The organism is Vibrio nigripulchritudo (genome assembly GCF_027924785.1).
In the GTDB taxonomy this organism is placed as follows: Bacteria; Pseudomonadota; Gammaproteobacteria; order Enterobacterales; family Vibrionaceae; genus Vibrio; species Vibrio nigripulchritudo.
Genome location: NZ_AP027050.1, coordinates 329,516 through 354,596, shown reverse-complemented (window position 1 = coordinate 354,596; position 25,081 = coordinate 329,516). Strand labels below are relative to the sequence as shown.

The 25,081-nt window shown below is 47.1% G+C and carries 21 protein-coding genes; 11 read left to right on the top strand and 10 right to left on the bottom strand.

All coding sequences use genetic code 11. The annotated features are described in order from the left end of the window. Window positions 1-12 precede the first annotated feature (12 nt). The 5 genes from QMG91_RS19890 (at window position 13) to QMG91_RS19870 (ending at window position 4,130) form a co-directional block, all read left to right on the top strand. On the top strand, window positions 13-831 hold the full coding sequence (locus tag QMG91_RS19890; RefSeq protein ID WP_281870321.1) for a response regulator: 819 nt from the start codon (window positions 13-15) through the stop codon (window positions 829-831). Next, window positions 768-1,124: an ATP-binding protein gene (locus tag QMG91_RS19885; protein WP_281870320.1), complete on the top strand. Its 357-nt coding sequence runs from the start codon at window positions 768-770 to the stop codon at window positions 1,122-1,124. Before QMG91_RS19890 ends, QMG91_RS19885 begins: the two co-directional genes overlap by 64 nt. Window positions 1,125-1,535: 411 nt before the next feature. Further along, the gene (locus QMG91_RS19880) at window positions 1,536-2,744 is read left to right on the top strand and encodes an MFS transporter (RefSeq protein WP_281831646.1); all 1,209 of its coding nucleotides are present in this window, start codon (window positions 1,536-1,538) and stop codon (window positions 2,742-2,744) included. A gap of 320 nt (window positions 2,745-3,064) precedes the next feature. Beyond that, window positions 3,065-3,472 (top strand): hypothetical protein, encoded by a 408-nt coding sequence (locus tag QMG91_RS19875; RefSeq protein WP_045965620.1) that lies wholly within the window; start codon window positions 3,065-3,067, stop codon window positions 3,470-3,472. A gap of 148 nt (window positions 3,473-3,620) precedes the next feature. After that, entirely contained in the window at window positions 3,621-4,130 is a 510-nt protein-coding gene (locus QMG91_RS19870) for a hypothetical protein (RefSeq protein WP_004405018.1), read from the top strand. Window positions 4,131-4,215: 85 nt separating this feature from the next. Here QMG91_RS19870 and QMG91_RS19865 read toward each other — a convergent pair whose 3' ends face one another. Beyond that, window positions 4,216-7,086, bottom strand: a complete 2,871-nt coding sequence (locus tag QMG91_RS19865; RefSeq protein WP_281831645.1) for a cellulose-binding domain-containing protein — start codon at window positions 7,084-7,086, stop codon at window positions 4,216-4,218. 363 nt (window positions 7,087-7,449) lie between these two features. After that, window positions 7,450-9,342: a sensor histidine kinase gene (locus QMG91_RS19860; protein ID WP_281831644.1), complete on the bottom strand. Its 1,893-nt coding sequence runs from the start codon at window positions 9,340-9,342 to the stop codon at window positions 7,450-7,452. Window positions 9,343-9,492: 150 nt separating this feature from the next. Between QMG91_RS19860 and QMG91_RS19855 the strand changes: the two genes are divergently transcribed. The 3 genes from QMG91_RS19855 to QMG91_RS19845 are packed head-to-tail and all read left to right on the top strand — an operon-like array spanning window position 9,493 to window position 12,985. Then, complete coding sequence (locus tag QMG91_RS19855; RefSeq protein ID WP_281831643.1) at window positions 9,493-10,668, top strand: Mur ligase family protein; 1,176 nt, start codon at window positions 9,493-9,495, stop codon at window positions 10,666-10,668. A 52-nt stretch (window positions 10,669-10,720) separates the two neighbouring features. Beyond that, on the top strand, window positions 10,721-12,295 hold the full coding sequence (locus tag QMG91_RS19850; RefSeq protein WP_281831641.1) for a hypothetical protein: 1,575 nt from the start codon (window positions 10,721-10,723) through the stop codon (window positions 12,293-12,295). A 12-nt stretch (window positions 12,296-12,307) separates the two neighbouring features. Then, window positions 12,308-12,985, top strand: a complete 678-nt coding sequence (locus QMG91_RS19845; RefSeq protein ID WP_004406761.1) for a tail fiber domain-containing protein — start codon at window positions 12,308-12,310, stop codon at window positions 12,983-12,985. 23 nt (window positions 12,986-13,008) lie between these two features. Here QMG91_RS19845 and QMG91_RS19840 read toward each other — a convergent pair whose 3' ends face one another. Beyond that, on the bottom strand, window positions 13,009-13,638 hold the full coding sequence (locus QMG91_RS19840; RefSeq protein WP_022560777.1) for a response regulator: 630 nt from the start codon (window positions 13,636-13,638) through the stop codon (window positions 13,009-13,011). Window positions 13,639-14,277: 639 nt separating this feature from the next. On the opposite strand from QMG91_RS19840, the gene QMG91_RS19835 reads away from it, so the two are divergent. Then, window positions 14,278-14,739, top strand: coding sequence for a hypothetical protein (locus QMG91_RS19835; protein ID WP_281831640.1), 462 nt, complete (start codon window positions 14,278-14,280; stop codon window positions 14,737-14,739). A gap of 10 nt (window positions 14,740-14,749) precedes the next feature. Here QMG91_RS19835 and QMG91_RS19830 read toward each other — a convergent pair whose 3' ends face one another. The 6 genes from QMG91_RS19830 to QMG91_RS19805 form a co-directional block, all read right to left on the bottom strand. Continuing rightward, window positions 14,750-15,868, bottom strand: coding sequence for a M20 family metallopeptidase (locus QMG91_RS19830; protein ID WP_281831639.1), 1,119 nt, complete (start codon window positions 15,866-15,868; stop codon window positions 14,750-14,752). Between the two features lie 21 nt (window positions 15,869-15,889). Beyond that, the gene (locus QMG91_RS19825) at window positions 15,890-16,660 is read right to left on the bottom strand and encodes a glutamine amidotransferase (protein WP_004406755.1); all 771 of its coding nucleotides are present in this window, start codon (window positions 16,658-16,660) and stop codon (window positions 15,890-15,892) included. A gap of 72 nt (window positions 16,661-16,732) precedes the next feature. After that, on the bottom strand, window positions 16,733-17,821 hold the full coding sequence (locus tag QMG91_RS19820) for a phosphotriesterase family protein (RefSeq protein ID WP_281831638.1): 1,089 nt from the start codon (window positions 17,819-17,821) through the stop codon (window positions 16,733-16,735). Window positions 17,822-17,828: 7 nt separating this feature from the next. Next, on the bottom strand, window positions 17,829-18,839 hold the full coding sequence (locus QMG91_RS19815; protein WP_022589920.1) for an ABC transporter permease: 1,011 nt from the start codon (window positions 18,837-18,839) through the stop codon (window positions 17,829-17,831). Then, window positions 18,839-19,675: an ATP-binding cassette domain-containing protein gene (locus QMG91_RS19810; RefSeq protein WP_281831636.1), complete on the bottom strand. Its 837-nt coding sequence runs from the start codon at window positions 19,673-19,675 to the stop codon at window positions 18,839-18,841. The genes QMG91_RS19815 and QMG91_RS19810 overlap by 1 nt, the downstream gene beginning before the upstream one ends. Before the next feature lie 33 nt (window positions 19,676-19,708). Beyond that, complete coding sequence (locus QMG91_RS19805; protein WP_022593771.1) at window positions 19,709-20,650, bottom strand: substrate-binding domain-containing protein; 942 nt, start codon at window positions 20,648-20,650, stop codon at window positions 19,709-19,711. Between the two features lie 479 nt (window positions 20,651-21,129). Between QMG91_RS19805 and QMG91_RS19800 the strand changes: the two genes are divergently transcribed. Further along, window positions 21,130-21,954, top strand: a complete 825-nt coding sequence (locus tag QMG91_RS19800; RefSeq protein ID WP_281831633.1) for a S1 family peptidase — start codon at window positions 21,130-21,132, stop codon at window positions 21,952-21,954. A 158-nt stretch (window positions 21,955-22,112) separates the two neighbouring features. Here the strand turns inward: QMG91_RS19800 and QMG91_RS19795 are convergent, their stop codons facing one another. Continuing rightward, window positions 22,113-23,144 carry a LacI family DNA-binding transcriptional regulator gene (locus QMG91_RS19795; RefSeq protein WP_281831632.1) on the bottom strand — a complete coding sequence of 344 codons (1,032 nt, stop codon included), beginning with the start codon at window positions 23,142-23,144 and terminating at the stop codon, window positions 22,113-22,115. Between the two features lie 457 nt (window positions 23,145-23,601). Between QMG91_RS19795 and QMG91_RS19790 the strand changes: the two genes are divergently transcribed. After that, a complete protein-coding gene (locus QMG91_RS19790) occupies window positions 23,602-24,930 on the top strand; it encodes a trypsin-like serine protease (protein ID WP_022560768.1) in 1,329 nt (442 codons plus the stop codon). Window positions 24,931-25,081 lie beyond the last annotated feature (151 nt).

Below are 25,081 nucleotides of genomic sequence, written 5' to 3'. Positions count from 1 at the left end.
GGGGTAGTTCGAATGAACGAAATTATGATAGTAGATGATACGCCTGCTAATTTAAAACTTTTAGAGTCCATATTAGTGGGTGAAGGCTACAACATAAGAGTCGCGATAAGCGGTGAAATGGCCATAAAGAGTGCAGCTAAGTTTCTTCCTGATCTCATTTTAATGGATATTAACATGCCAGGAATTAGTGGTATTGAAGCCTGCACAAAAATTAAATCAGACCCAGAATTAAGTGAAATCCCTATTATATTCATTAGCGCAAATTCAAATACTAACTCTATAGAAGAAGCGTTTGCTGCTGGCGGGCATGATTATATAACCAAGCCATTCCGGTCTCGGGAAGTTCTCGTTCGCGTTAAGAGTGTATTGTCAATGATACAAGCGCAGAAAGAGAAATATCGTGCGCAGTTATTATCATCTATGATCAATATTATCATGGGGGTGGCGCACGAAATGAACACGCCGATAGGTGTGTGCGTAACAGCGAGTAGCCATTTGCTGGACCACGCGGAAAAAATGAACGTTAAGCTAGAATCAAATACCATTAAACGGGATGATATTAGTGATTGGATTGACCAAGATAAAGACATCTCACAGCTAGTTACAACCAATCTAAGTAAATTAAATCAACTGGTTACAGCATTTAAAACATTACCCGTGCATGATATATCGGATACAGAAGAAGTCGATCTTTGTGAACTCATGAATAGTGTTGTTGAGTCAAATGAAAAACTCCTTGAAAAGAACGATGTAACAGTGAATTTATCTTGCGACAACATTACTGTTCCGACAAAGAAAAAACTTATTTTCAAAAATTATTTGATAAATTAATTGAAAACTCCATAGATCACGCATTTGAAGGAATAAAAAGTAGGGCTATCGACATTGAATTTAAAAATATTGGTAAAGAAATGAATATAATTTATCAAGACAATGGTGTAGGAATGGAATTCAATAACTTGGAAAATATTTTTGACCCTTTCTTCACAACCAAAAGAATTGATAAACATTTAGGATTTAGTGCGACAATTATTTATATGACCGTTATATGGGCGTTGGAGGGCAGTATTCAGGTAAAATCTGACAATGGATTAAAATACATCATAAGAATCCCATTTAATTAATATTGAGTAATAGTTCAACGCCAATCAAATAATGCTTACGAATAAAAATCTAGTTACAAGCCATTTCCCACCAAACCGGACACCATTCGAATTTATATCACTCGGAAACTTAGTATAGAGCTCAATCCTGAAAAGGTTCATCGAGCTTATCCGAAGAAAGACTGCGTCATAGCCTTGATTGAAAGATAGCGCCCTAGTAACTGGGTAGTCACTACGAGCTATCAACCCGTCTAACTAAGGTCATTTCAGCAGAATGCTATATGGGTATTGTTCCCGTTAGGTTGTCAACAAGTCCTTTATGCACCTCAAAATTGATAATGAGAATCTTTTTCATTAATTCCTTTTAATAGAAATTTATAGCTTGTATATTCAACAAGATGTTTTTGTCATTTTGATATGGAAATCAATATTATGAGCCCTCTCAAGCAGTTATTTATATTAAATGCGGTTTGCATGACTGCAATGATGTCGATCATTCCAGTGATCGGTCCTATTATTCGTGAAGTGGGACTATTGGAATGGCACGGAGGGCTGGTGGTAGCCATGTCGGGCATTACGTGGTTGCTTAGCGCTAAGAAATGGGGTACGACCAGTGATCGAAAAGGTCGAAAGCCTGTATTACTGATCGCTACTTTAGGTTACGCCATCTCCTTTATACTGATGACGATATGGCTAGACTTATCTTTACAAGCAACTTTCAATACACTCGTCATACTGGTTGGTATGATTGTTGCCCGTGCTCTGGTTGGATTGTTTTTGGCAGCTATTGCACCTGTCAGCACTGCGTTTGTAGCAGACATCACCACAGCAAAGGAGCGACAAAGTGCGATGGCTAGTATTGGGGCGGCTAGTGCTATTGGCTTAGTTGCTGGTCCCGCTCTGGGAGGGTGGCTATCTCAGTACTCGCTAACGCTACCACTCTACGTATTATCAGTATTCCCCGTCATAGCATGGATTTTCATTAAAATCCGCCTGCCCGAAACACAAACAAACATTGTGCCGCCAGAAAACACAATTAGCTTTTTCGATCCTCGGCTTCGTTTTCCTGCAATCGCAATGTTTATCAGTATGTTTGCTGTTATCACCGCTCAAATCATCATAGGTTTTCTTGTATTGGATCGTATCCGAGACACAGCAGAAGAGACAGCGCAACTCTCGGGAATTGTTCTGACAATCACAGGGATTACATTAGTAATCACGCAGGGCATGTTAGCTAAAAGCCAAGGCAATTTATTGCTCAAGAGTTGTATAATTGGTCCTATCGCTGCTGTTGCTGGTTTGTGTATCGTTTCCGTCGCACACTCGGCCTTAGCTCTTATTGCGGGTTACGTATTCATGGCTTTTGGGCTGGGGCTACTGTTTCCGACAATACAAGCAATCACTGCCAATTCGGTAGGGAAGGATGAGCAAGGTGCAGCTGCAGGTACAATCTCGGCAGTCCAAGGCCTTTCTTCTATTTTGGTTCCTATTATTGCCACCGTGTTGTACCAGAGCAATCAAAGCTTCCCATATTGGTTCGCCGCATCGCTGATGGTTGTGCTGTTTTTGCTTGTATTGACCAATCAAGCAAAATTCAACTCTCCGAATACCAGTCAGACCAAACAACCTGACCTTAATTAACTCTCAAATACTGTTCGAATTGTCGTCGACTAAGATGACAATCCGAACATATGGTCCTGACCAGAAGAAACCCAATACCCCATCAAACACTTCTTCAAACCTTTCTTATCAATCGCTCACAACTCTTTCTACTTAACGTTAATAGTGGTATTGCCCGTATTAATGTGGCTTGACCTTTTTCTTTATCAAAAACAGAAAACACTATAAATATAAAATTAATATTGATCTTATTTATTGATAGTGTTTTCATTAAATTATTGAACATGATTTAAACAATAACTGAATCCAGAACTGGATTTAACAAAGATTGAGGTGCATTTATGCTTTATAAGATTTTAACTGCAATATCGGCATTGTTATTTATTTACTTGTTTAATCTACTCTTTTTCTCTTCATCTACGTTCTTATCTGACGTAGGCTTACCTGGTAATGCAGATGCATTGTTTATGGGTAAGCGCGCCGCCATGCTGATGTTAGGAATGGCGTTTTTCAATATTCTAGGGTTTCAAATAATCAAACCGCATTTAAGAGTTCAGTTTTGTTTAATGATCACAACTGTATTGGTGGCATTAGGATTTTTAGGCTTACATGAACTGGATCGGGGTGTTGTAAATGAGGGAATCATGACGGCAGTTTATGTCGAGTTCACTCTGGCTGGCTTGTTTGTGATTGCTGCCGCTTCCAGCCTAAAGGGTTACTTAGCTTCTCAAATTGGTCCGGCAGACTAATTTGAGCAAACCTCTTTTTGTTGCTGGAACTTGAGGGTAGCCATCTCAATTTTGATTATTTACCAAGAATTTACAAACACATAAAAGATTCATTCGAGCAACCAATCATCATTAGGCTTTTCATCCAAAAGCCTAATGAGACAATATAATGAAATTTAATCTTCCTACTGCGCTTGCGTTGACCGTGGCGTTCGGATCTACCTCTGTTTCCGCCAATACCATCGATAATCTCGTTGCCGATTTCGTTCAAAAAATTGAACAAAATAACTGTTCTGCCGACCTTACGGATTTAGAAACATCGCAAGCTATCTCTCAGAGTTTAGGAGTAAGGGTTCACCCCACTCTTCATTTAATGAAGGATTACCTCATTGAACAGGGTACGCTTGAATACAAAGACAGAGGTGGCGAAGTGATCGCCAAAACAGCTGCTTGTGGAGGCGAAAAAGCAGTACCAGTTCCAACAGAAAGCCTTAAGAGTACACTCGAAGAATCGGGCAAATGTTCGCTAAGCAAGCAAGATTTCAGAAGTTTACTCAAAGCTTCTAATATCGGTGGCTGGGAAGGTTCAGGAGCACTAAAAGCGCTGAGCAAAAAAGGCGACGTTGTTTACGATAAAAAAACAGACAATATGAACATCAAGTTCGGAAAATGCAGCTAGGGTTATCCAGCTCAAATAAAAGGAGCTCTCAATGAGAGCTCCTTTCTGTTCCATTCAAGGAAATTAAGCTAGTTAGACCAACAAATTATTGTGGGTTCAGACCAAGTTTCTGAAGTACCAGTTTGAAGTTTGCACGACGTTCAGCAATCGCGTGAACTTTACCACTTACCGGACAAGCATCGTCTGGGCAACCACGGTTAACAATACCGGATACCGCATCAACAAACTTAGTACCTACCATGCCACCATCAACGTAAGCTTTTAGCTCATCATGATAGTTCCAGGCTGCGTATGGACCACCTACATCGCTGTAGTTCTGTACAGACGTCATCCAGAAGAACAGACCTGCAATCCACTTGATCTCTGTGTTCTCTTCCGTAGAACAAATCAACTGAGGGTTAGAACATAGGTCTAAGTCAGCGTATAGCGGGTTAGCCGGAGCTGCTTCAACCAAAGTTCCTTCGATGGTTTGACCAACCGTTTCAGGATCAACGTGGCTACGACCAATGAAGTGGTTCAGCGTACCGAAGTTCTGACGACCAGTGGTCTGGATTACACCACGACCCCACCAGCCACAACCTTCGATGGACTGCTTGCTGCTGCCATCCCACAAGAATGCACCCGCTTTCTGACCAGCGTAGATCTCACACTTGGAGCGTTCCCAAACTTGCTTGTTCTCGTCGATGGTTTGAGGGCTCGTCATACAGTGCTCGCCATTGATGTCCCAGCGACCTGCTGCACCCGCGACCATTTTGCCTTCTTCTTTAAGAACCGCATCCGGTGCTACAAAGATAGGAGCTGGCGCGCCATACCATGAAGCGTGCGTATTTGCAGAAAGCTCCAGTTTGCTGTTACGTGGACAAGAGTAAGGGTGGTCTCTGCCCGTCACAGGGTTGTAGCCGTAATCGGCGTATTTCTGGTCTAGCTGACCGCAAGACGCACTGTTCGGGTGGTTTGCTGGCGCACCGTACTTAATCTCTGCCCAGTTGTTTTCGTCACAAGCGTTGTAACGGATGGTTTCCTGCATGCTTTGAGACAGGAACGCGGCAATAGCGACTTTGGCGTACTTCTTATTGGTTTCAACATCTGCGTTAGGATCAATCAGCCAGAACTGGTTACCCGCAACGCCTACATTGTGCATGGAGTTCAATGCTTTCAAGAAGTCTTTCCACTTGTAGATAGTCGAAGGAGCCCACTTGTTGCCCGGAAGCTCATACAAGAACGCCTCGTTATCCATTACCGTTTCAGCACCTTCTAAGTCTGTATTAAGTGCTGCGATAGAAGTTAACGGCGTTGCTGTCTGGCTTTCTGGCACATAGTAAAGTGGAATTGGGTTGGCTTGGTATGCCGCCACTTTGCCTTTCAGCCAGTCCGTGTTCGTTGTAGCAGAGACAACAGGCGTCGATGTGTCACTTCCCCAAAGAATAGAGAATACGTTGCTGTAAGCCGCGCGACGAAGTTGGCTTACGCCCCAGTCATGAGATTCCTGCTCGACCAAAGAAGCAACAGAAGAAACACCGTAAGTTGCACTGTCTAGAGCAATCGATGCAACATCGCTGCGAAGGTTAGCCGATGTTTTACCCAGAGACTTATCGCCCATGAAGAAGCTGGCTGCAGTACCAGCCTGAGTTGCCACGTCGTAGTTACCAGATTGTGAATTGGTAGCCAGATGTGCGCCCGGCAGTTTGTACAACATTGCTGGTACATTGATGGAATCGGTCACCTGCTTAACATAAACAAGGTAGTTATCCCATGCGACAGGACCAAATGCGTGCTCTGCACGACCTGTATTGGAAAGACCATTGTTGCTGCTTTGCTTGAATACCAGGAAGTCAGGCTTCGCTGCCGCATCTGCGTAAGCGCCTGTCCAGTTCACAAATGAAACCACAGACTGAGATGCCGCATTCCATGTTGAGCGCAACCCAGCGTAGTCTTTGTGAACCCAGTTTGTTGTACCCGGATTAGAAACGCTTAGTGACCAGCCGTAAGACGCGTCTTTGGCAAACTGCTCAATCACAAAGTTTTGAGACGCAACCCAACCCTTAATGTTGTCTTCCAGTTTTGTCACTGCCGTATCGATAGCCGACAGGTTGTACAGGCTTGAAATACTTTGCGACGTTCCTGCCGCGTTCGTTACTGTTAGTTTACCCGCATTAGTGATCGCTTCACGCAGTGCACGCTTAACCTGTACTTCCGTAAATGCGCCATCAACACCAAATGTGGTCGCGAAAGTTGTGTCTTGGTTCGCCTGCCACGTTGCCAATAAATCTTCGTTTAGAACGATAGAACCTGGCGATGCATGAGCGCTGTCTTTAAATACCTGAACCTGAGCCGCAATCTGGATAAGGTTTTGATAATGCGTAACCAGATTTGCGTAAGTCAGAATGTCGGCATCACCCAGACCAGACGCGGTAGAAACAGCCGCTACTGGTACGATGGCTTCACCGCCATTCACTTTTTCTACTTCTCTTGACTGCTTAAGTGTTGCAAGCACATCCGCCGCATTAGTCACGACGCTGAATACAGAATCAACTTTAGAGCTTGCCAGCGCACCATTTAGTGTCGCTGAGTTATCTGTGAACGTACCGATAGCCAGCTTACTTGGCCAGCCCGCCACTTCTAAGTTCACTGGGTCTTTACGGATAAGCAGAGTGGCATCACCAAGAACCGGACCTGGGCCAGGATCCGTACCCGCACAGTCAAAAGCAAACGTCCAAGAACCATCGGAACCCGGAATAGACGATGTATGCCAGTTAGCGGTGTACGCCTTGCCCTGGTATTGCATCTGGTCACCCTTTTTAGCGTGGTTCGGGTTACCAGCCCAATCGACCTGTGGCCAGTTCGGGTATTCATTGATGCCGGCACAAACATCAGCGGCTAATGCGCTGACTGGGCTAATTGCACCAACGGCTAAAGAAACGGCAAAAATGAGTTTATTCTTCTTGAAAATTGTCATTAAAATCTCTCGCACCTCAGATGTAAGATGTTCAACGTTATCAGCTCCATTTTTTGCTCGAAGCCGCTTTATTGGATCAACTTACATGTTGCGTAGAGTTGGCGACGCACTCAAATGAGTATTTACTTAGCAGTGATACTTTTCGAGTGACTGCACAGTGGAAATGTATATCGAAGAAAACCGAATTGCACATTGCCCAGCAGGGTCATAAATCTCGTGATTTTTTATATGATTATCAGATTTGTGACTAATGTTATGAATGCAATGTCCCCTCTTGCAGCTTGTTGTTCAGTAAAAACGTGAGGCTTTCATCTACGTCAAAACAGTGGGAAGTAAGACCTGTCACCTAACCCTTTGAAGTTTCTACAAAGGTACTGTCACCTTCGCCATTCCCCCTTCTTTTTTCAGCTCAAAATCAAACTGACCATTCATCTTTTTTGCTCGATTTTGAATCGAAGACAATCCATATCCATCAGATTTCTTATCAACAGAGTCTTTGGAATTTTTCCCGTTGTCCTGTACCCGAATGATGAGCTGGGAGTCGTTTTGAATGCAGTGAAAACTCACCTTTGTGGCTTGGTTGGCGTGCTTGATGACGTTGGTAATCAGTTCTTGCAGAATGCGTAGTAAGTCCAGTTTGGATTGTGGCGTGAGGGTCACGGCGCTGTCCTCACACTCCACAAACCATTCCAGTTCTATATTGGCGGCTTGAAGCACAGGATCAATACGCGCTCGCCATTGCCCGAGTAACACACTGAATTGCGCATCAAAGAGCGGGTTACGTGAATCAAGAATCAGGCGTAAATCGTTCAGGCACTGCGTTGCTTTGAGCTGAATATCGGTTTGGTTGGTGTTCGGCACTCTTAGTAACGTAATCAGCTCAACGAGTTGGCTGCCTAGCCCATCGTGCATGTCAGAAAGCAGGCTCTGACGCTCATCCATTAATGCCTGTTTCTTTTCCAGATCGTGCGCCACTGCCTGCTCTTTTTTATACAGCGCGACGGCTTCCACTACTTTCTGTTCTAGAGTTCTTTGCAACTCTTCGCTGCGGTTTAGTGCACTGGCATATCGATAGATAAGAAGCACGCACAAAGTCAGAAAAATAAGTAAGTTTGCATGGGCGCTGAGCGGGAAATGCATCTCCAGAAGCTGCATCCCATCCAGCGAATCTAATATCCCAGATACCACACCAATCATTCCTGCCGTAGCAAGTAACAAGGCACTTTTGCTGCGATTGAATAACGCCTGGGTCACCAATACATAGCCGATATACACCGAGCTCAATGCAACATAACCACGCAAAGCGCTTTCGTTAAATCGCCACCAAAGTTTGGTCGGTTCATATTCATAAATAACGAAAGACGATGCCGCCAGAGCCATTGTCGCCACGCTTACGATTAGCTCGACAGACGGGCGTTTAAGCTGATACCAGCGATGCAAAAACAGCATCATAAACAAAGTCAGGAAAGGCTGAACCGTTACCGTCGTCATCCAGTAAGTTTGTTGGGAAATAGGCAGCGACGACACCGTAAATGTCATATTGCTCATTGCCCAGCATGCAAAGCCCAAAGCAAAGAAAAGGTATTCAGTGTTGTTGCGTCGAAACCACCACAGCAGCAGGTAAAACAATGTAATTAGCGGAGTCAGCCACTGCATCACAATGTGCAGCCCAATCTGCGACCAGTACTGAAACTGATAGTAGGGCTTCACCTGAGCTGGCGTGCCATAAAAAATATTGGGCATTTGCAGCCCACCACTGGACGCGATTTTTACAGTGAGCGACAGTTCATCCCCATCAAATAGCGAATTAGGTAGCTCGTGATAGGAAGGGCGATAGCGAAACCTTGGCATCATAGAATCGCGGGAATGAGCAATCGGTGCCGTCTGCCAGATCAACTGCTCGCCCAGATAAAACTCGGCTGTGTCCCGGAAAGGTGGCAAAAAGATAGCCGTTGTCGCGTTTGATTCTTTATCGACTATGGGAAGCGAGATCCGATACTCGCCATAAGAAAAATTGAGGTGCTGGCTGTAATTATGAGGTAGAGCGACATCTATCAGCTTGGTGGTTTCATTGTCTTTAAGAACCAGTACACCTGACTGCACCGACGGTAGAGAAACGAGATCACCATACCTCAGCAGCGATACCAGTGCGTAAATTGCCACAACAGGCAGCAAAACAATGATCGCCAAGCGCACAAATACTTCCCGAGATGCACTTTCAGGTCTGTTCAGCGATGTCCTTTCGCTCGATTGCATACCGTTTACTATTTTATAAAAACTCAGTCTACTGCCATTTCTATCCACTCTGCAACCAAGTCCCCCTAAAACTGGGGATGGTGAATCCCCCTTATCCGCGTAACGTAAATATCCAGTCACGCAAGTTAACTGATTCGAAAGGATTCGATAATGAAATGGGCAGCGGTTACTGGAACTAATGGCAAAACCACCAGCGTAGAATTAGCAAGGCAATTGCTTTCCAAGCTTGGTATTCATGCAGCCAGTTGGGGCACATTAGGGGTGGGGTTGGATGGGGAGTTTGAAGAAGTCCCCTGGTATTGCAATTCCAGCCAACGGGTTCACGAATTCATTCAAGATCTCACCGAACAGAATCAGGTAGATGTCTGTCTGATGGAGTGTTTTAGTCGCCTGATAGAAATTGGGCAATACCAACATTTCGAGTTCGATTGTGCTGCCTTTACCAACTTAACGCACGATCATCTGGACTACCACCCCACCCTCGAAGACTACCTCAATGCCAAACTTAAACTGCTGAAGCATTGTAAAGCTGGCGCTGATGTGTGGATCAACCAGCAAGATCCCATGCACCCCAAATGGGTCGATGCAAGCCAGAGTGCTGGATTGAACGCTCGGTTATTTGCCGACTCAACGTCCATTCCCGGATGGTTTGGGCGGCTAGAGGGAAACACATTATCGCTCAACCTAAACGGTTATGTATGGCAGGGAGATTGCTCGTTCTTTGGCGAACATAACGTTCAAAACCTGCTGACTTCACTCGGCATTGTCCAGAGTCTTTATGGTAAGGAAGCACTCACACAGGCTTGCCAATATATCCCCACTCTTTCTCTGCCACCCGGTCGGCTAGAATCCATCACCACTAAAGGCAACAGACAGGTATTTGTCGATTTTGCCCACAACCCAGACGGGCTGATTAAGTCTCTGGATTCACTGAATCAAACCTTTGGCAAAAAGCTGGTGGTGGTATTCGGTTGCGGGGGTGACCGAGACAGAAGCAAACGCGCACCCATGGCAGAAAGTGTCAGACAGTTTGCAGACCAAGCCTTTATCACCAGCGATAACTCACGAAGCGAGCCGCCTGAACAGATCTTCGCACCACTCAAAAAAGTCCTGCCACATGCCCGAGTCATCAAAAACCGGACGGACGCCATTTATCAAGCTTTAAAAACACAGCAACCCGATGAAATCGTGGTGGTCGCCGGGCGAGGTCACGAAGGCATAAAAGTGGATTCCGCCACGGAGCTGATCGCCCCTTTAGAAAGGACGCAAAACGTGCGGGATGCCGACATTATTCATCATTGCTTAGCGCAGTTGCCGCACTGGTAACTGCGCTAGGCAAAACCCAGCCAGATAACACCTATCTAAATTCAAGGAGGACATGATGCGAATAGCCGTTATTGGTGATTCCGTGATGTGGGGACAAGGTATTCCCCGTCACTTAACCTATGCGAATCAACTCGTCAGTTGGCTTCGACAAAACGTAAATAGTGGCGCAAACGTGCGGGATCTTCACCAGCCCGTCACTGGCGATTACAAAGCCCACTCAGGTGCCATTATCGGGAACGACAACGAGCACCACCGACGCCCGAGCTACGACACCAACTTGCCACAACCCACCTATTTTGGTGATTTACCTGCGTCGTACCCGACCATTACCAGACAACTCACAGACATCAAACAACCTGAAACCGTCGACTTGCTGCTGATGAACGGCATTGCCAACGACGTGGGGTTTAAGTCTGCCGCCACCGATTTTGAAAAGACGGTGCAGAAGCTAGATGGACTGGTCGACGACCGCCTGATCCCATTTTTGGTGAAAGCCAGAAATCAATGCCCCAATGCGTTGATCATCTATACGGGATACTTCCCGGCCGTTTCCCCGCATTCAAAATTTGAAAGTGTTGAGCAGGTATTAGACGTGATGGAGCAAGCGGGTTCGGTGTTGCAGGAAATTGCTAACTTCCGAACCGGAAACCGTTTTGCCGACACCATTATCGAGTTTGCCGAAGCGCTCACGCCCATCGATGACATTCTCGGATGGATGGGCGACGGGCTGACTGCGCCAGCCGACCAGCTCGACATCATCAAACTCAATGCTTATCTGTTCTATACCGCCATGGAACTGGGCGCAATGCGTGCAGCCAACAAGGTCAACCAACAACTCACCGCCAGTGGCAAAGCGCCCATCTGGTTTGTTCACCCCGGTTTGTCCGCCAGCAAAGCCATGTTCACACGGCAGCCGCAGGTGTGGGGGTTGCGAGGCGATCCTCTGGTCACTCGCGAGCGCGTCAAAATGTGCCCGAAATATCAGGCAACGTTGAGTTTTTCTGCATCGGAAGGGTTGGAATTGGGACAAAACCTGCTCACTGCGGTGTCTTGCCAGAAAGCCCATATGCTTCATCCCAACAAATCCGGAGCAAACCAGTATTTTGCTCGTCTGCAATCCATGATGACCGACCATCACACCTTCAGTCTGCGAAAAGTGATGGGGCAAATCGCACCAAATTATCGCGTTCGTAAAGCCACAGAAGAACTCGGAATTCCATTTAATGGTTCGCTGCGAAACCTAATTCCTCATCAAACGTTAAATATGCTGGGGGCTACGTTGACGGTACAGGCGAGAAGCAACGCAGAAAAGCTGGTGTTCAACCTCCATTACGGGGATCGCAAGTTCCCGCTGGTAGTGAAATCGCTGGTGAATCAGGGGGCGATGAAGCTCTATGCTTCCGAGCAAGTGGTGCTGGATACAGAAGCACGAGTTCCCATGAAGTCCGTCAGCAAACTGCACCTTCGCTGCGCGACATCGGGGGTGAACAAAGTCGCTAACGTGAATCTGCAAGTGATGATCAACGGCGCGACCTTCTCATTCGATTTAGAAGAAGCCAACGGCACCCTCAGCAGTACCGGAACTCCGCTACCATTCGGGCTCTTTTCTACGCCAACTCAAAACTAAAAGGACTTAATTATGACTACCGACATCAAACTGGGCACCCGCCGCATCGACAACATCGCAAACCACTTTCGTTTTGGTCAGCGAGCCGAAGAAAACAAAGGCACTGGCGTTGAGATTCTGCGCGACAACTTAATCATCACTTCAGAATTTTCTAGCCGCGCCAACCGCACGGTTATTACGCCAAACCGCGTTCGCACCAAATCAACCGTGTCCGATAAAGTGTTCTGTGAAGAACAGGAGTGCCGCAAAGAAATCAGTGTGGGCAGTGTGGCAGCGGTAACAGAACGCATCGACAACGAAACCGGTTCAATTAAAGTCATCACCCCCAAGGATACCCCCGATATTCACGTCGATGGGGAAACCGGAGCCATCAAAGCACGTAACTTTCGTCGAACGTCTGATGAAAGGCTCAAGAAAAACATCAACCCTATCCTTTCACCACAGCAAATCCTCAGTCAGTTGAATGGCGTGACATTTTTGTGGAAAGACAGCCACAGTAACACCACGGAATACGGACTGATTGCCCAACAGGTAGAAGCGGTTATCCCATCACTAGTGGATGAAGACGCCGAAGGCATGAAGAGTGTCGACTATGAAGGGCTGATTCCGTTGCTGCTGGAAACCACCAAGCAACTGCACCAGCAGGTTCAACGATTGGAAGAACGCATCATGGTGCTGGAAGCGAAGTAAGCTAGTTGAGGCAGGGGTTGAGGTTACTTGATCAGCCCCTGTTGATTGGCTTCATACACCGCTTCACAGCGGCTGTTGACTTCAAGTTTGCGATAAATCGCTTTGATATGATCGTTCACCGTGTAATGAGAAATACCCATCATATTACTGATTTCGCTGCTTTTAAGACCTTTTGCCAGCAAAGTCAGTACTTCGTTTTCCCGACCCGTTAATGGATTCGGCAAAGGTTCTTTTTGCCCGCCCTGAATTTGGTTCAACACATGGGCAGCCACGGCAGCACTCATGGGCGCGCCTCCGGCAAGTTGGTTAGCGATCGCCTGCTCTATCTGTTCGAATGGGGTGTCTTTCAGCAAGTAACCACGAGCCCCCGCTTCGATGGCTTTGAGCACATTGTCTTCGTCGCCAAAGATGGTCAGCACCATGATTTCCGTTTTTGAGGATTGCGTTCTTAAGTGAGCGATCAGTTCCCGTCCATTACCGTCGGGCAAGCCGAGATCAACCAAAGCTAAATCGTATTGATACTGCTTAACCAGCTCGAAAGCCTCCGCCAGACAACTGGCACTGTCGCAATGGCTGATCTGCTCAGAATCCGAAAGCTGAGATAAAAACTGTCGATATGCGGGAATGTCTTCAACAATCAGTAAGCGGGTCATGCGCGTCTCTAAAGGTATGGAAATACAATGTTATACATCAGTTCATCGGTGAGAAAGGTGTGCTACTGCAAAGTTCAGAGAACGGTATTTAAAACGTCATCAATAGGAGATATGGCTTCAAGCAAAATGTTGCTTATACCCAAGTAACCTCAAGATGCTAGGTTCAGCAAGAATTAACTGGCTTACAGACAAGACACCGATTTGAAGATCTAGTGGCTCTAAATCAATAATCGGTAACGCAGTATGGAAGCCAGTTAAACTCGCCCTTGGGAGCCCATATTCTGTCCCATTTCATCGTCAAAGAACTTGGAAAGGACTCGTCATTCCGCTGCGTTCTTTTTCTTGAACTGAAACAGAATATGAGGCTCTGAATCCTGCATCTTGAGGTCACTTGGGTATATAGGGCAAATAATTGCCCACGCTGTGCTTAGTACAGGTTCAGCTTGAATTTAATTTTTGGTGATGAGCTCAACTGATTTTCCTGTTGAAACAAGTATTTGTATCAAGATTAAGAACTTGAGGGGTTTTCGCATTAATCCATCAAGATTTGACAAGAGCTGAATTCGCAAAAGGCATATTCTTTGCTATTTAAATGTCTATTTTCAAACAACAAGAAGATTGATCAGATAAGGTGCAATCATGAACAGGACCCTACTGCTGATGTTAACGCCAGCAATATCAGGTTGCTTAACCGATGAATCCGCAACCCGATCGACTAAGAAAACGGACATCTTCTCATCGGTAATGAATCAGACAGTGGGCATTTACCCCAAGTCTTTCACGACTACCCCTACAGGCTGTCGCTGCATTTACGTTGCTAAAAATGCCACCGATACCAAGCTAACCGATTTAAAAATGAACATTAAAGTGCACAATCAGTATGGCACTTTCAATTGTGGTATCTCGTTGGGGAAGGATAAGCTGGAACCGGGAGAAGTACAGGCGCTAAGTAACCTGTCCGTTGGGATGGCGTGCGGTGATGTAGAGCAAGTTGAAGCCTTCCACACAGAGGAATGCCATTTTGAAGGAAAACCTAGCGAGTTCTGTCAGCCCCACCAGTTCGTGTTTGAACCATTCGGTGATATTGACTGGAGACACTAACTCAAGACTTTTAGGTGTTTAACTGCCACGAAGAGATCAGCTCTCCATAGATATCAACAGCCCGAACAATATTCTCAACATAACAGTATTCGTCAGTCTGATGCGCCATCTCTGGGCTTCCCGGTCCCAACAAGACTGTCGGTATATTGTTCAACCGCGGCTTAAGAATGGCTGCATCGGTGAAGTAAGGCATGATCGTCGGTTTCAGTTCTTTGGACGAATCTACCTGACACACTTGATAGCACAAGTTTATCCATGGATGACTGGCGTCTGACAGCATAGGCGGCAAATCCATGACCGTTTCTAAGTGCCCCTGACCACCAATTAGCTGCTGAATTTTCTGACTGACGCAGGAATGATTCATGCCTTCTACGGTACGGATGTCGATATGAAAATCACAATGATCGGGCACGGAGTTGATGTTGATTCCCCCTTGAATAGTGCCAATGTTCAAAGTGGTACTCCCCATCAGAGAATGGCTTTCTCCAATCGATAAATGCTTCAGAGAAAACACCGCTTCCGACGCATCATAAATCGCATTGTGTCCCTGCTCTGGCATGGCGCTGTGGGCAGTGACTCCCTTAAACGACGCTTTCAGCCACAGCGCACCTTTGTGTCCAATTACGGGGTAATTACTGGTGGGTTCGCCGACAATCAACGCACCAACTTCGGGGAAATCAACGTTATCGGCGACCATGGCTTTTGCTCCGTCACAGCCCGTTTCTTCTCCGCCTGTCAAAATGAGAACGACTCCTTTACCTTCTTTGATCGCCGCCTTGTTTTTGATGCATGCCGATATAAACGCTGCAATGCCGGACTTCATATCACTGGAGCCCCGACCATACAGGCGCCCTTTTTCGATTTCACCACCAAATGGTGATTTGCCCCAGTCAGCATTGCCCAGCGGCACGGTATCCATATGACCAGTAAAGCCAAGCGGCTCCCCGCATTCTGCTCCCGACATTTCCGCTATCAGGTTTACCCGCCCTTCACCAAAACAATGAGTGCGAACCTGAAAGCCTTCCAGTTCCAGAAGTGACGTGAGGTAACGCGAACATTCTTGCTCATCACCAGGCGGGTTAAGTGTCTGAATGTTGATCAGCCGTTGTGTCAGGGATACCGCGTCCATAAACTTTACCTTTTTCGTGTCTTAAGCGGTGGCAGGTATTTCTGTCAGCCAGTCGAAACAGTTCGTCCAGATGCGTTTATAACCCGACCACGCAATGAAAGGCTCAGGCACCCAATGCACAGCCATATCGCTCGTCCAGACTAATGCACGCCCACGACCAAATTCCTGACACGCCAGTAACGGATGCTGCGATTCCGGTACTACAGCCAGTACCGTTGCCCCCTCTTTGGCTTCTACCTGATTGTACCCGAGCAGATAGGGCCACTCTTCGTCCTTAACGCCACTTAAAACAGGGTGATCTGCGACGAGTTCGGCAACGAACCCTTCTGGCACTTCCACTCGATCATCTCGCTGCAAACAGGTCACTGGCAGCACATCTTCTACTGGTGTTCCGTGGTATCGGGCAGCGCCATTAATGCCCTGAAAACTCAGGTAACCACCGATCATCATCAGTGCACCACCTCCCAGCACATACTCTTTAATCAGCTTGAGTCGGTTAGGGGTTCTGGCGCTTTTTGCCCAGGTGTCTGGGTGCAACAACAAAGTATTGGTGCCAATGTCAGACAGTACGACGATGTCGTAAATATTCAGCTCTTCCAGCTCAGTTGGAAACCCTTCCTGCGCTTCATGGTTTGTCATGTAGGTGATCTGGTAGTTACTGTCTTCCAGTTGTTGCAGAAAATCCGTTGCTCCGGTTTTGAATGTCGCGGTCGCGAACAGATCAAACCCCTTTGTATGGCTTTCATTGGTCGTCCAAGATTCACCGACCAGTAAAACATTTTTCTTTGTCATGGTTTTTCATCCTTGTTATTGGTGACCCTAGCCTTCCGGGCACCGCTAGATCAGGCACTGCTATATTGGTGTCTAATCAATATTTGAAAATACACGGGTAGGATTGGTGATCATCAGCGTTTCCAATTGCTCACCCGATACGCCCAGCCTGCGAAGCTGAGGCACAAAATGCTTGAGAATATAGCCGTACCCGTTGCCGCCATATTTTTTAAGCATCGACTTTAGAAACACGTCCTGAGACAGAAGAATTTGCCGCTCATAACCCGATTCAATCAGCTTGAGAATGGCTTTGGCGTTGTCCTGATCACTGGGCGACTGCGCATCCTCCTCGGCGTAGTAGTAATCCATACCGATCATGTCGTATTCGAGAAATGCCCCTCTGTCTGCCAGTTCGTGCTGGTAGATCTCGTCGTCATAAGACGGATTCATGTGGCACAGCACTACATGTTTCAGGTCTGCTCCTTCCGACTCCAGTACATCCAGCACTTGGTGCCCCAAACGCTCCCAGCCCGGCAGGTGCACCTGAATAGGCACCTGAGTGATCGCACTGGCTCTTCCCGCAGCCCGAAGGCTTTTTTCTTCATTGGCAGTAAACTGGCTGGATACGCCAATCTCACCAATGAATCCAGCCATGACCGAAGGTTTTTCCTCGCTGCCGCCCACATCAAACACCAGCTTAGCGGTGAGATCTTCCACAGAGCTGGACGCCACGTATTCCGGGTGTGAGGGCTCCAGATAGAACCCCGTTCCCATTACAATATTCAGCCCGGTGCGGCGCGATATTCTCTGCAACGCAAGTGGATCCCGACCAATTCCGATATTGGTGGGGTCAACCACAGTTTCGCCCCCCAGCTCGACATAAAACATCAGCTCTTCAATGGCTAACGTCTCGTCGAACAACTGGCAGTTATCCTTGTTGATAAGCGGGTTTCGACGTAGATCGCTCAGCATATCTACGCTCACTTCACGCTCAGCAAAATGCCGGTCAGAGCAGCAACATGGGGGCACCCATTTCCCTGATGCATCCACCAGAATGTGCTCGTGCATCAGAGTTACGCCCATCTGCTCTACTGGCATGGGACCCAGTACCGTCATGACGCAGCCCGAGTTCACGCCAAGAGGCAGAGGATCAGGGTGAGTAAATATCGTACCTTTTTTCATACCTGACTTACCCCTTTGAGCTGGATGATGGATTGAAGATTCGGGTGTTCAGCCAGATGGCGATCAGGATAATCACACCGGTAACAATCTGGGTGTAGAAAGGTGAAACGTGCGCCAGAATCAAACCGTTATTGATGACCCCAACGGTCAATGCACCAAGCACTGTCCCTACTATGGTTCCGCGCCCGCCAAACAGGTTGGTACTGCCAATCACCACAGCCGCAATCACTTCCAGCTCGAAACCCACTCCCTGATTGGATGAACCACTGCCCAGCCTTGCCGTGATGATCACTCCAGCCAAAGCCGCCGCCATCCCACTAAGAACATAGACACTGGAGATGATGGATTTGGTATTCACGCCTGCCCGTCTTACGCCTTCCGCGTTTGAACCAATGCCCGTCACGTAACGGCCGTATCTCATATTATTCAGAGTAAGGTAAGCACAACCCACCACGGCAAAGGCGATGATGCCCGGCAATGGCACATCAAACAGCCAGGCACGACCAATATGCGCAAAAGGCGAGTCATCTGGGATTGGAATGGAATACCCCTGAGTAATCAGAAGCCCGATCCCCCGAATGATGGTGAGTGAAGCCAGAGTCACGATGAAAGCAGGAATCCCCTCATACGCGATAAAGTAGCCGTTGATCGCTCCAATAAGAGCCCCCAGAGCCAGAGCAGCTACCACCACCACAGCCCAGTGCACTTCCCAGTGGCTGAGCGCAACTGCTGACAATGCGCCAGTCAGTGCCAGAGTTGACCCCACCGAGAGGTCAATACCTCCTGTGGTGATCACCAACGTCATGATGGACGCCACAATCAGAAGCGGTGCGTTCTGCCTTAAAACATTCAGCAGGTTTCCGGAAGTCATAAAGTGATCAGTACTCAGCGAGAACACCACCACGCACAACAGGAAAAACGCTGCGATGCTTACCACTCCTGCGTGTTCCAACATCAGTCTTCGGAAAAATGAGTGGTTCAGTTCCCTTGAGTTATCCGTCATCGAAAGGCTCTCCATTATGCGCCTCCTGAGTTGAGTTGCTCGCCACGAGTTGATGAGGAGCCTTTGGCAGAAGGCAGTCCCTGCGCGGATTGCGCCGTAAATTTCTGCCCCACAATCAGGTCCACCACATCAGCGAGATCCGTCTCATCGATTTTTTTCTCGGCGACGTTCTGTCCTTCAGCCATCACCATAATCCGGTCGCAGACCAGAAAGAGATCCTGCAATCGGTGAGTGATCAGGATGACGCTCACACCAAGCTCGCTCACTTTTTTGATCAGTTCCAGAACGGCTTCTACTTCAGCAACCGCCAACGCAGCGGTAGGTTCATCCATGATGAGTACCTTAGGGTTGAACCCCACCGCGCGGGCAATCGCAATTGCCTGACGCTGCCCGCCAGACAGATGTTGCACCTGAGTACGGGTATTGGGGATTTTCACCCCCAGCCCTTTGAGCATTTCAGACGCTTCATGATGCATGACCGCCTTATCCATCAGCTTGAGACCGCACACCGATTTAAGCGGCTCTCTTCCCATAAACAGGTTTCCGGCGACGTCGACCGTGTCACACAGCGCGAGATCCTGATACACCATCTCGATGTGCTCTGCTCTGGCATCAGCTGGCGATTCAAACACCACAGGTTTTCCTTCTAGGGTGATGGTGCCACTGGTTGGTGACACCGCCCCAGACAGAATTTTGGTTAACGTCGATTTACCTGCCCCGTTATCTCCCACCAAGCCCAGCACTTCACCCGCTTTGAGTGTTAAATCGACATTGCGTAGTGACTGAATCGCCCCGTAGGTTTTGCTGATTCCGGTCATCTTGATTCGATCCAGATGCACATCCGTATTCATCAAATGATCTCCTTTTACTGCTTGCTGTGTGCGCTACTTGAACATGAACCGGAAATCGTCCACGTTGGCTTTAGTCACAATGGTAACGGGAACATCAATCTGCTTATCCACGGCGTTACCTTTAACCAGATCAACCGCAGCGTTAACGCCCGCTTCACCCATACCGAAGGTGTTTTGCTGAATCACACCGACTACCCAGCCCTCATCGATACCTTTTACTGCCTGCGCGGTCAGATCCCACCCGAATACACGCATTCTGTCTTTGGCGTTTTGTGAAATCGTCGCGGCCAGTGCACCAATCAGTGCTGGTTCACCTGTGGCGTACACCAGATTCATTCCCGGATTCGCAATCAGTAAGTTTTCAGCCGCAGTCTGGGCAACATCCTGAACATTTCGACCGTCCACCGTGTCGACAATTTTTCCTTTGGAAAGCCCGTTTTTAAATCCGTCCAAGCGCACGTTCTGGATATAGGAATTCAGCGCCCCAACTACGCCCACACTCGGGTTATTCAGGCTTTTTTCATTGATGTACTGAGTCATAAACTCGCCAATCTGTTTACCGGCAAGCAGGTTATCAACCCCCACCTGAACGTCGTTGACTCCTTCAACGATTCCATCAATGGTCACAACCGGAATGCCCGCTTCCTTGGCAGAAACAATGGCAGGCCGAATACCGTTTACGTCAATGGGAAGCACCAGAATCGCATCCACCTTGTCCTGGATGTAGGCGTCGATAGCATCGTTCTGAGCAGAAGGTTTGTCGTTAGCGTTATAGATCAGAAGCTCAACACCAGCTTTGTCTGCCGCTCTCTGCGCTCCTTCGTTGATCTGGTTGAAGAATAAAGCCTGCTGATTGATCTGAACCAACGCGAATCTCAGCTTCTCTTTCGCTAGTGCTGGTTGAAAAGACATAGCCACAATCAAAGCGGCTACTCCCGTGAATGAAGTGAGTAATTTCCATGTTTCCCTAAACATTGTCTTCGTCCTTTTCTGAAGTCCATTTTTGTTTTGTAAACCGGTTTACCTGATCGATTATTAACCAGTAAAATTGATAATGTCAACAATAACGGTCACTTTTTAATCACAGAAAAATGGAGAGATCGCAGGCTTTCACAACAAGCCAGTTGAATTCGTTAGGAAAAAGCAGTGTTCCTCATCCACACGTAATTCTCAAAAGATGGAAACCAATAAGCGAATAGGAAAACACGACTTTGCTACTTCGATATCCTCACGCTCTGGCTGAGGTTTCAGATAAAAATCACTCTAAATTGTCCTGGTGGCACTTTGTTTCAGCTCATGGTTTGATGTTCTGGGTGTATATTTTATAAATTACATTCAATTATAGAAATTTAATTGTTGAGCAATTTTTAAGCGATTAACATGCTTTATGCCTACAGAGGCATATACGTAAGTAAATTTGGATATTACTGACAAAAATAGAAAAGGATAAAAGCATGAAATCACAGATGAAACTAAGCATTCTGGCTGTGGCTGCCAGCTTAATGTTGCCCACTACAGTTAATGCTTCAGACAACGTATCGCCAAGAATCATTGGAGGAATGGATGCCAACCCTGCAAGCTGGCGCTTTTTTGCTCAACTTATTCCTTCTTCCACTGATGAACCTTTCTGTGGCGGTAGCTACATTGGCAATGGTTTTGTATTGACCGCTGCACACTGTGTCGCTAACCGGTCCAGTGCAACACTCGATGTAAAGCTGGGTGGCTATAAGTTTAATAGCAAAGACGGAACTCGCTTTGATATAAAACGGATAATTAGGCATCCAAGTTACAACTCTACAACCGTGAAACACGATGTTGCGGTAATAGAGCTTAATACCATTCCTCAAGGCTTTCCGGCTGTAGATCTTGGTCAGCATAGCCTTGCCCAGTATGCCCGTGCTGGAGATCTCCTCACCGTCGCTGGTCTTGGCTTCACTGCTCAGCATGGTGGGCGACCAGACGTACTTCAGGAAGTAAGTGTACCTTTAGTTTCAGCTGAAACCTGTCACGAAGCGGGAGGTTCTTACGCTCAGGACTACATTGGCGTATCGGCGTTCTGCGCAGGATTGAAAGAAGGTGGTAAAGATTCCTGTGCCTATGACAGTGGTGGTCCAATCGTGGTTAATCAGGGTGGGCTAGTCACTCAGCTTGGAATCGTAAGTTGGGGTGAAGGTTGTGCTCTCCCAGGAAAATATGGCGTGTATGCCGACGTTCCTCATCACTACGACTGGATTAACGGCGTTGTGACGAGTCCAAACACTCCGTTTACGTTCGACTAATTCAGACAAGTCTTGGCACAATCACGACCAGATCCTCTGGTGAGAACGCGTGATGAATTCTTGTGTCAGGCTCCCTTTTAGGGGTCTTAACTATGGTTGGCTAGTACTCCGATTGAATGGGGTGTTCAGCCAACCTTTTTGTTTCAGCTACCAACAATCTATGAGAGTGATTTGATCGAATCCCGTATCACTAACTCAACAGGTATACGGCGCAGTTTGGTCGGTGAGGAAGACGCTTCCAGATCAGTCTGCTTTAAAATGCCAAGTAGGGCTTCCACGCCCAGTCTCCCCAATACCTGTGCAGATTGCCGGATGGAGCTGAGCGATGGGGTGAGCAGTCCCGCGAAATTCACGTCATCGAATCCGATGATGGAGATGTCGTCAGGCACCTGAATACCATATTTTTTCAGGCTTTCAATCACCCCTATGGCAATATAGTCACTGCCGCAGAAAATCGCGGTCGGTCGCTTTTCTAACGCTGCGATCCAATCTGCTACCTGATTCCCGTAAGAGCGTGAATATTCACCATAAAAAATGCGGGAGGAATGACAGGCTAACCCCGCTTCAACCATTGCACTCTGGTAGCCTTCAAAGCGTTCCTGCACGCTCATTAGAGTTTCGGGACCACCTACATAAGCAATGTCGGTATGCCCCAGTTCAATCAGTTTCTGCGTAGCCAGGAAACCGCCTTTAACGTTATCGGAAAAGATCTTGATGACACCTGTTCCCGGCACATCTTCGTCCAGCAAGACCACATTTGTCCGTTCACCAATAAGCGTGTTCAGACTGCCGTCATCAGGTCGGTTGGTGATAAATAGCAAACCATCAATATTGCGGGTATCCAGCCAGCCGATGTACAACCCTTCGCGATCAGGTTCGCTTCGGGTAATGCATATCGTCAGCTCGTAACCGTGAAGAGACGCGGTCGCTTCTGCGGAATCCGCTAATTCTGAAAAGAAGGGGTTTGAAAGGTCCGGTACCGCCAACCCGATGGTTTCACTGACACCTGCACTCAGCCTCCGGGCCAATCGGCTCGGTTTGTAATTAAGCGCTTTCACCGCCTCGTTGACACGTTCTGCCGTTTCGGGGGCGAGATTCAGGTTTCCATTAAGATAACGAGAGACAGCAGACTTCGACAGGTTTGCTTTTCGAGCGACGTCAGAGATGGTTGCAGACGATGATTTGGTCACTTTTACTCCCTCTCCTTGGGCACACTAATGATAAAAATAGTACTTATGTAACTCACAATTCAAAAGTTATTTTAAACAATCCCTCAACCTGAAACCGATTCCCTGATCGAAAATTGTTCATTCTCTTCCTCAAAACCGGGAGTAAGTTTTCTTTTTCTCTGCATAAAACATCAGTTTTCACTGTGTGGACGACAGAGATTTAAAGAACGTTATTCTTATTATATTTCAATGCGTTATCTATCAATAATTTCAGATAAAAGTCACCCTAAAATGTCCGATCACGACTTTGTTTCAACCCGTGTTTTGATACTCAGTACATAATCATTTATTAACTTGGTTTTATTTTCGAAATCCATTTGTTGAGCAAAATTCGGACGACTAACATGCTTTATGCCCACTGAGGCATATGCCCAAATTACAACGAGAAATTGGGTACGACTAACAAAAAGGATAAAGCATGAAATCACAGATGAAACTAAGCATGCTGGCAGTGGCTACCAGCTTGATCTTGCCTGCTACTGCAAGTGCTTCAGACACCATTTCACCAAGAATTGTCGGCGGTTCAGACGCCAACACAGCCGACTGGCCGTTTTACGCTCAGATCGTTCCGTCTTCCAGCGAACGCTCATTTTGTGGCGGTAGCTACATTGGCGACGGCTTTGTATTGACGGCTGCGCACTGTCTTCGCAATAAGCACACCGCATTTTTTGATGTGAAGCTTGGCGGATACAAATTTGAAAATAAAGAAGGAACGCGCTTCGATGTAAAACGCGTATTTATGCATCCTGATTATGTTGCAGAATACGGTCTAAACGACATCGCTATCATCGAACTTAAAACCATTCCGCAAGGCTTCTCGGCGGTCAATCTGGGTCAGAACAACTTAAGCCAGTACGTTCGCGTTGGCGATCTTCTGACGGTAGCGGGTCTTGGACGCACGGCAGAGAAAGGACCACCTCCAACAGTACTTCAGGAAGTGGATGTGCCTCTGGTGTCTAAAGAAACCTGTAACGCAGCGGGTGGACCATACCAGAATGGTTATATTGGCAAATCGGCGTTCTGTGCTGGCTATCTGGAAGGTGGCAAGGATTCCTGTTCTGGTGACAGTGGTGGTCCTATCGTTGTAAATCAGGGCGGTCAAGTGAGCCAGCTTGGGGTTGTTAGCTGGGGTCGCGGTTGTGCGCGTCCGGGTAAATACGGCGTATACAGCGACGTAACTCATTACCACGACTGGATCAACGGTGTACTTACCAACCCGGATGATCAGGTTGCTTTCAGCTACAAGAAATCACTTCAGGTTGAAGGCTTTGAACTTGGTCAGACTAAGAAGCATTTCTTCACAATCCGTAATACGGGCACAGCAGACATCAACATTACGTCTGCCACTCTGACTGGCGCTGGCGTTGCTGAAACTCCTGCTATGACCATCGACAGATGTACGACAGAAACCCTGCTTGCGGGTCGTGCATGTTCTATTCAGGCTACCTTTGGTGCAACTGCCGCAGGTACAGCAGAAGTGAAGTTGGATTTCACAACCGACAGAACGGGCACTACTGTTCACACCGCCGTGATTAAAGCGACAGTGACGGATTCTTCTGGTCCGACTAACCCGGGCGACGGATGTGCACAAACTTGGCAAAGTGGAAAAGCTTACCAGTCGGGCGAATTAGTGAGCTGGAAAGACCGAATTTGGAAAGCAAGACACTGGACTAAGGAAGAACCAGCAGACACAGGCAAATTCGGTGCTTGGCTGGATCAGGGTGCAGACACCTGTACAGGCGCTTAATATCTTCTAACTTTGGTTGGCTAGCGGCATGTTAGCCAACTTTCATCTTTATGCATTAACGATTGTTAATGCCCTGTCGAGCTCGCGTTAAACATCCTCAGTTAAACTCTATTTCACTGATTTATAGCAATTTTATTTTCTACATCGCATT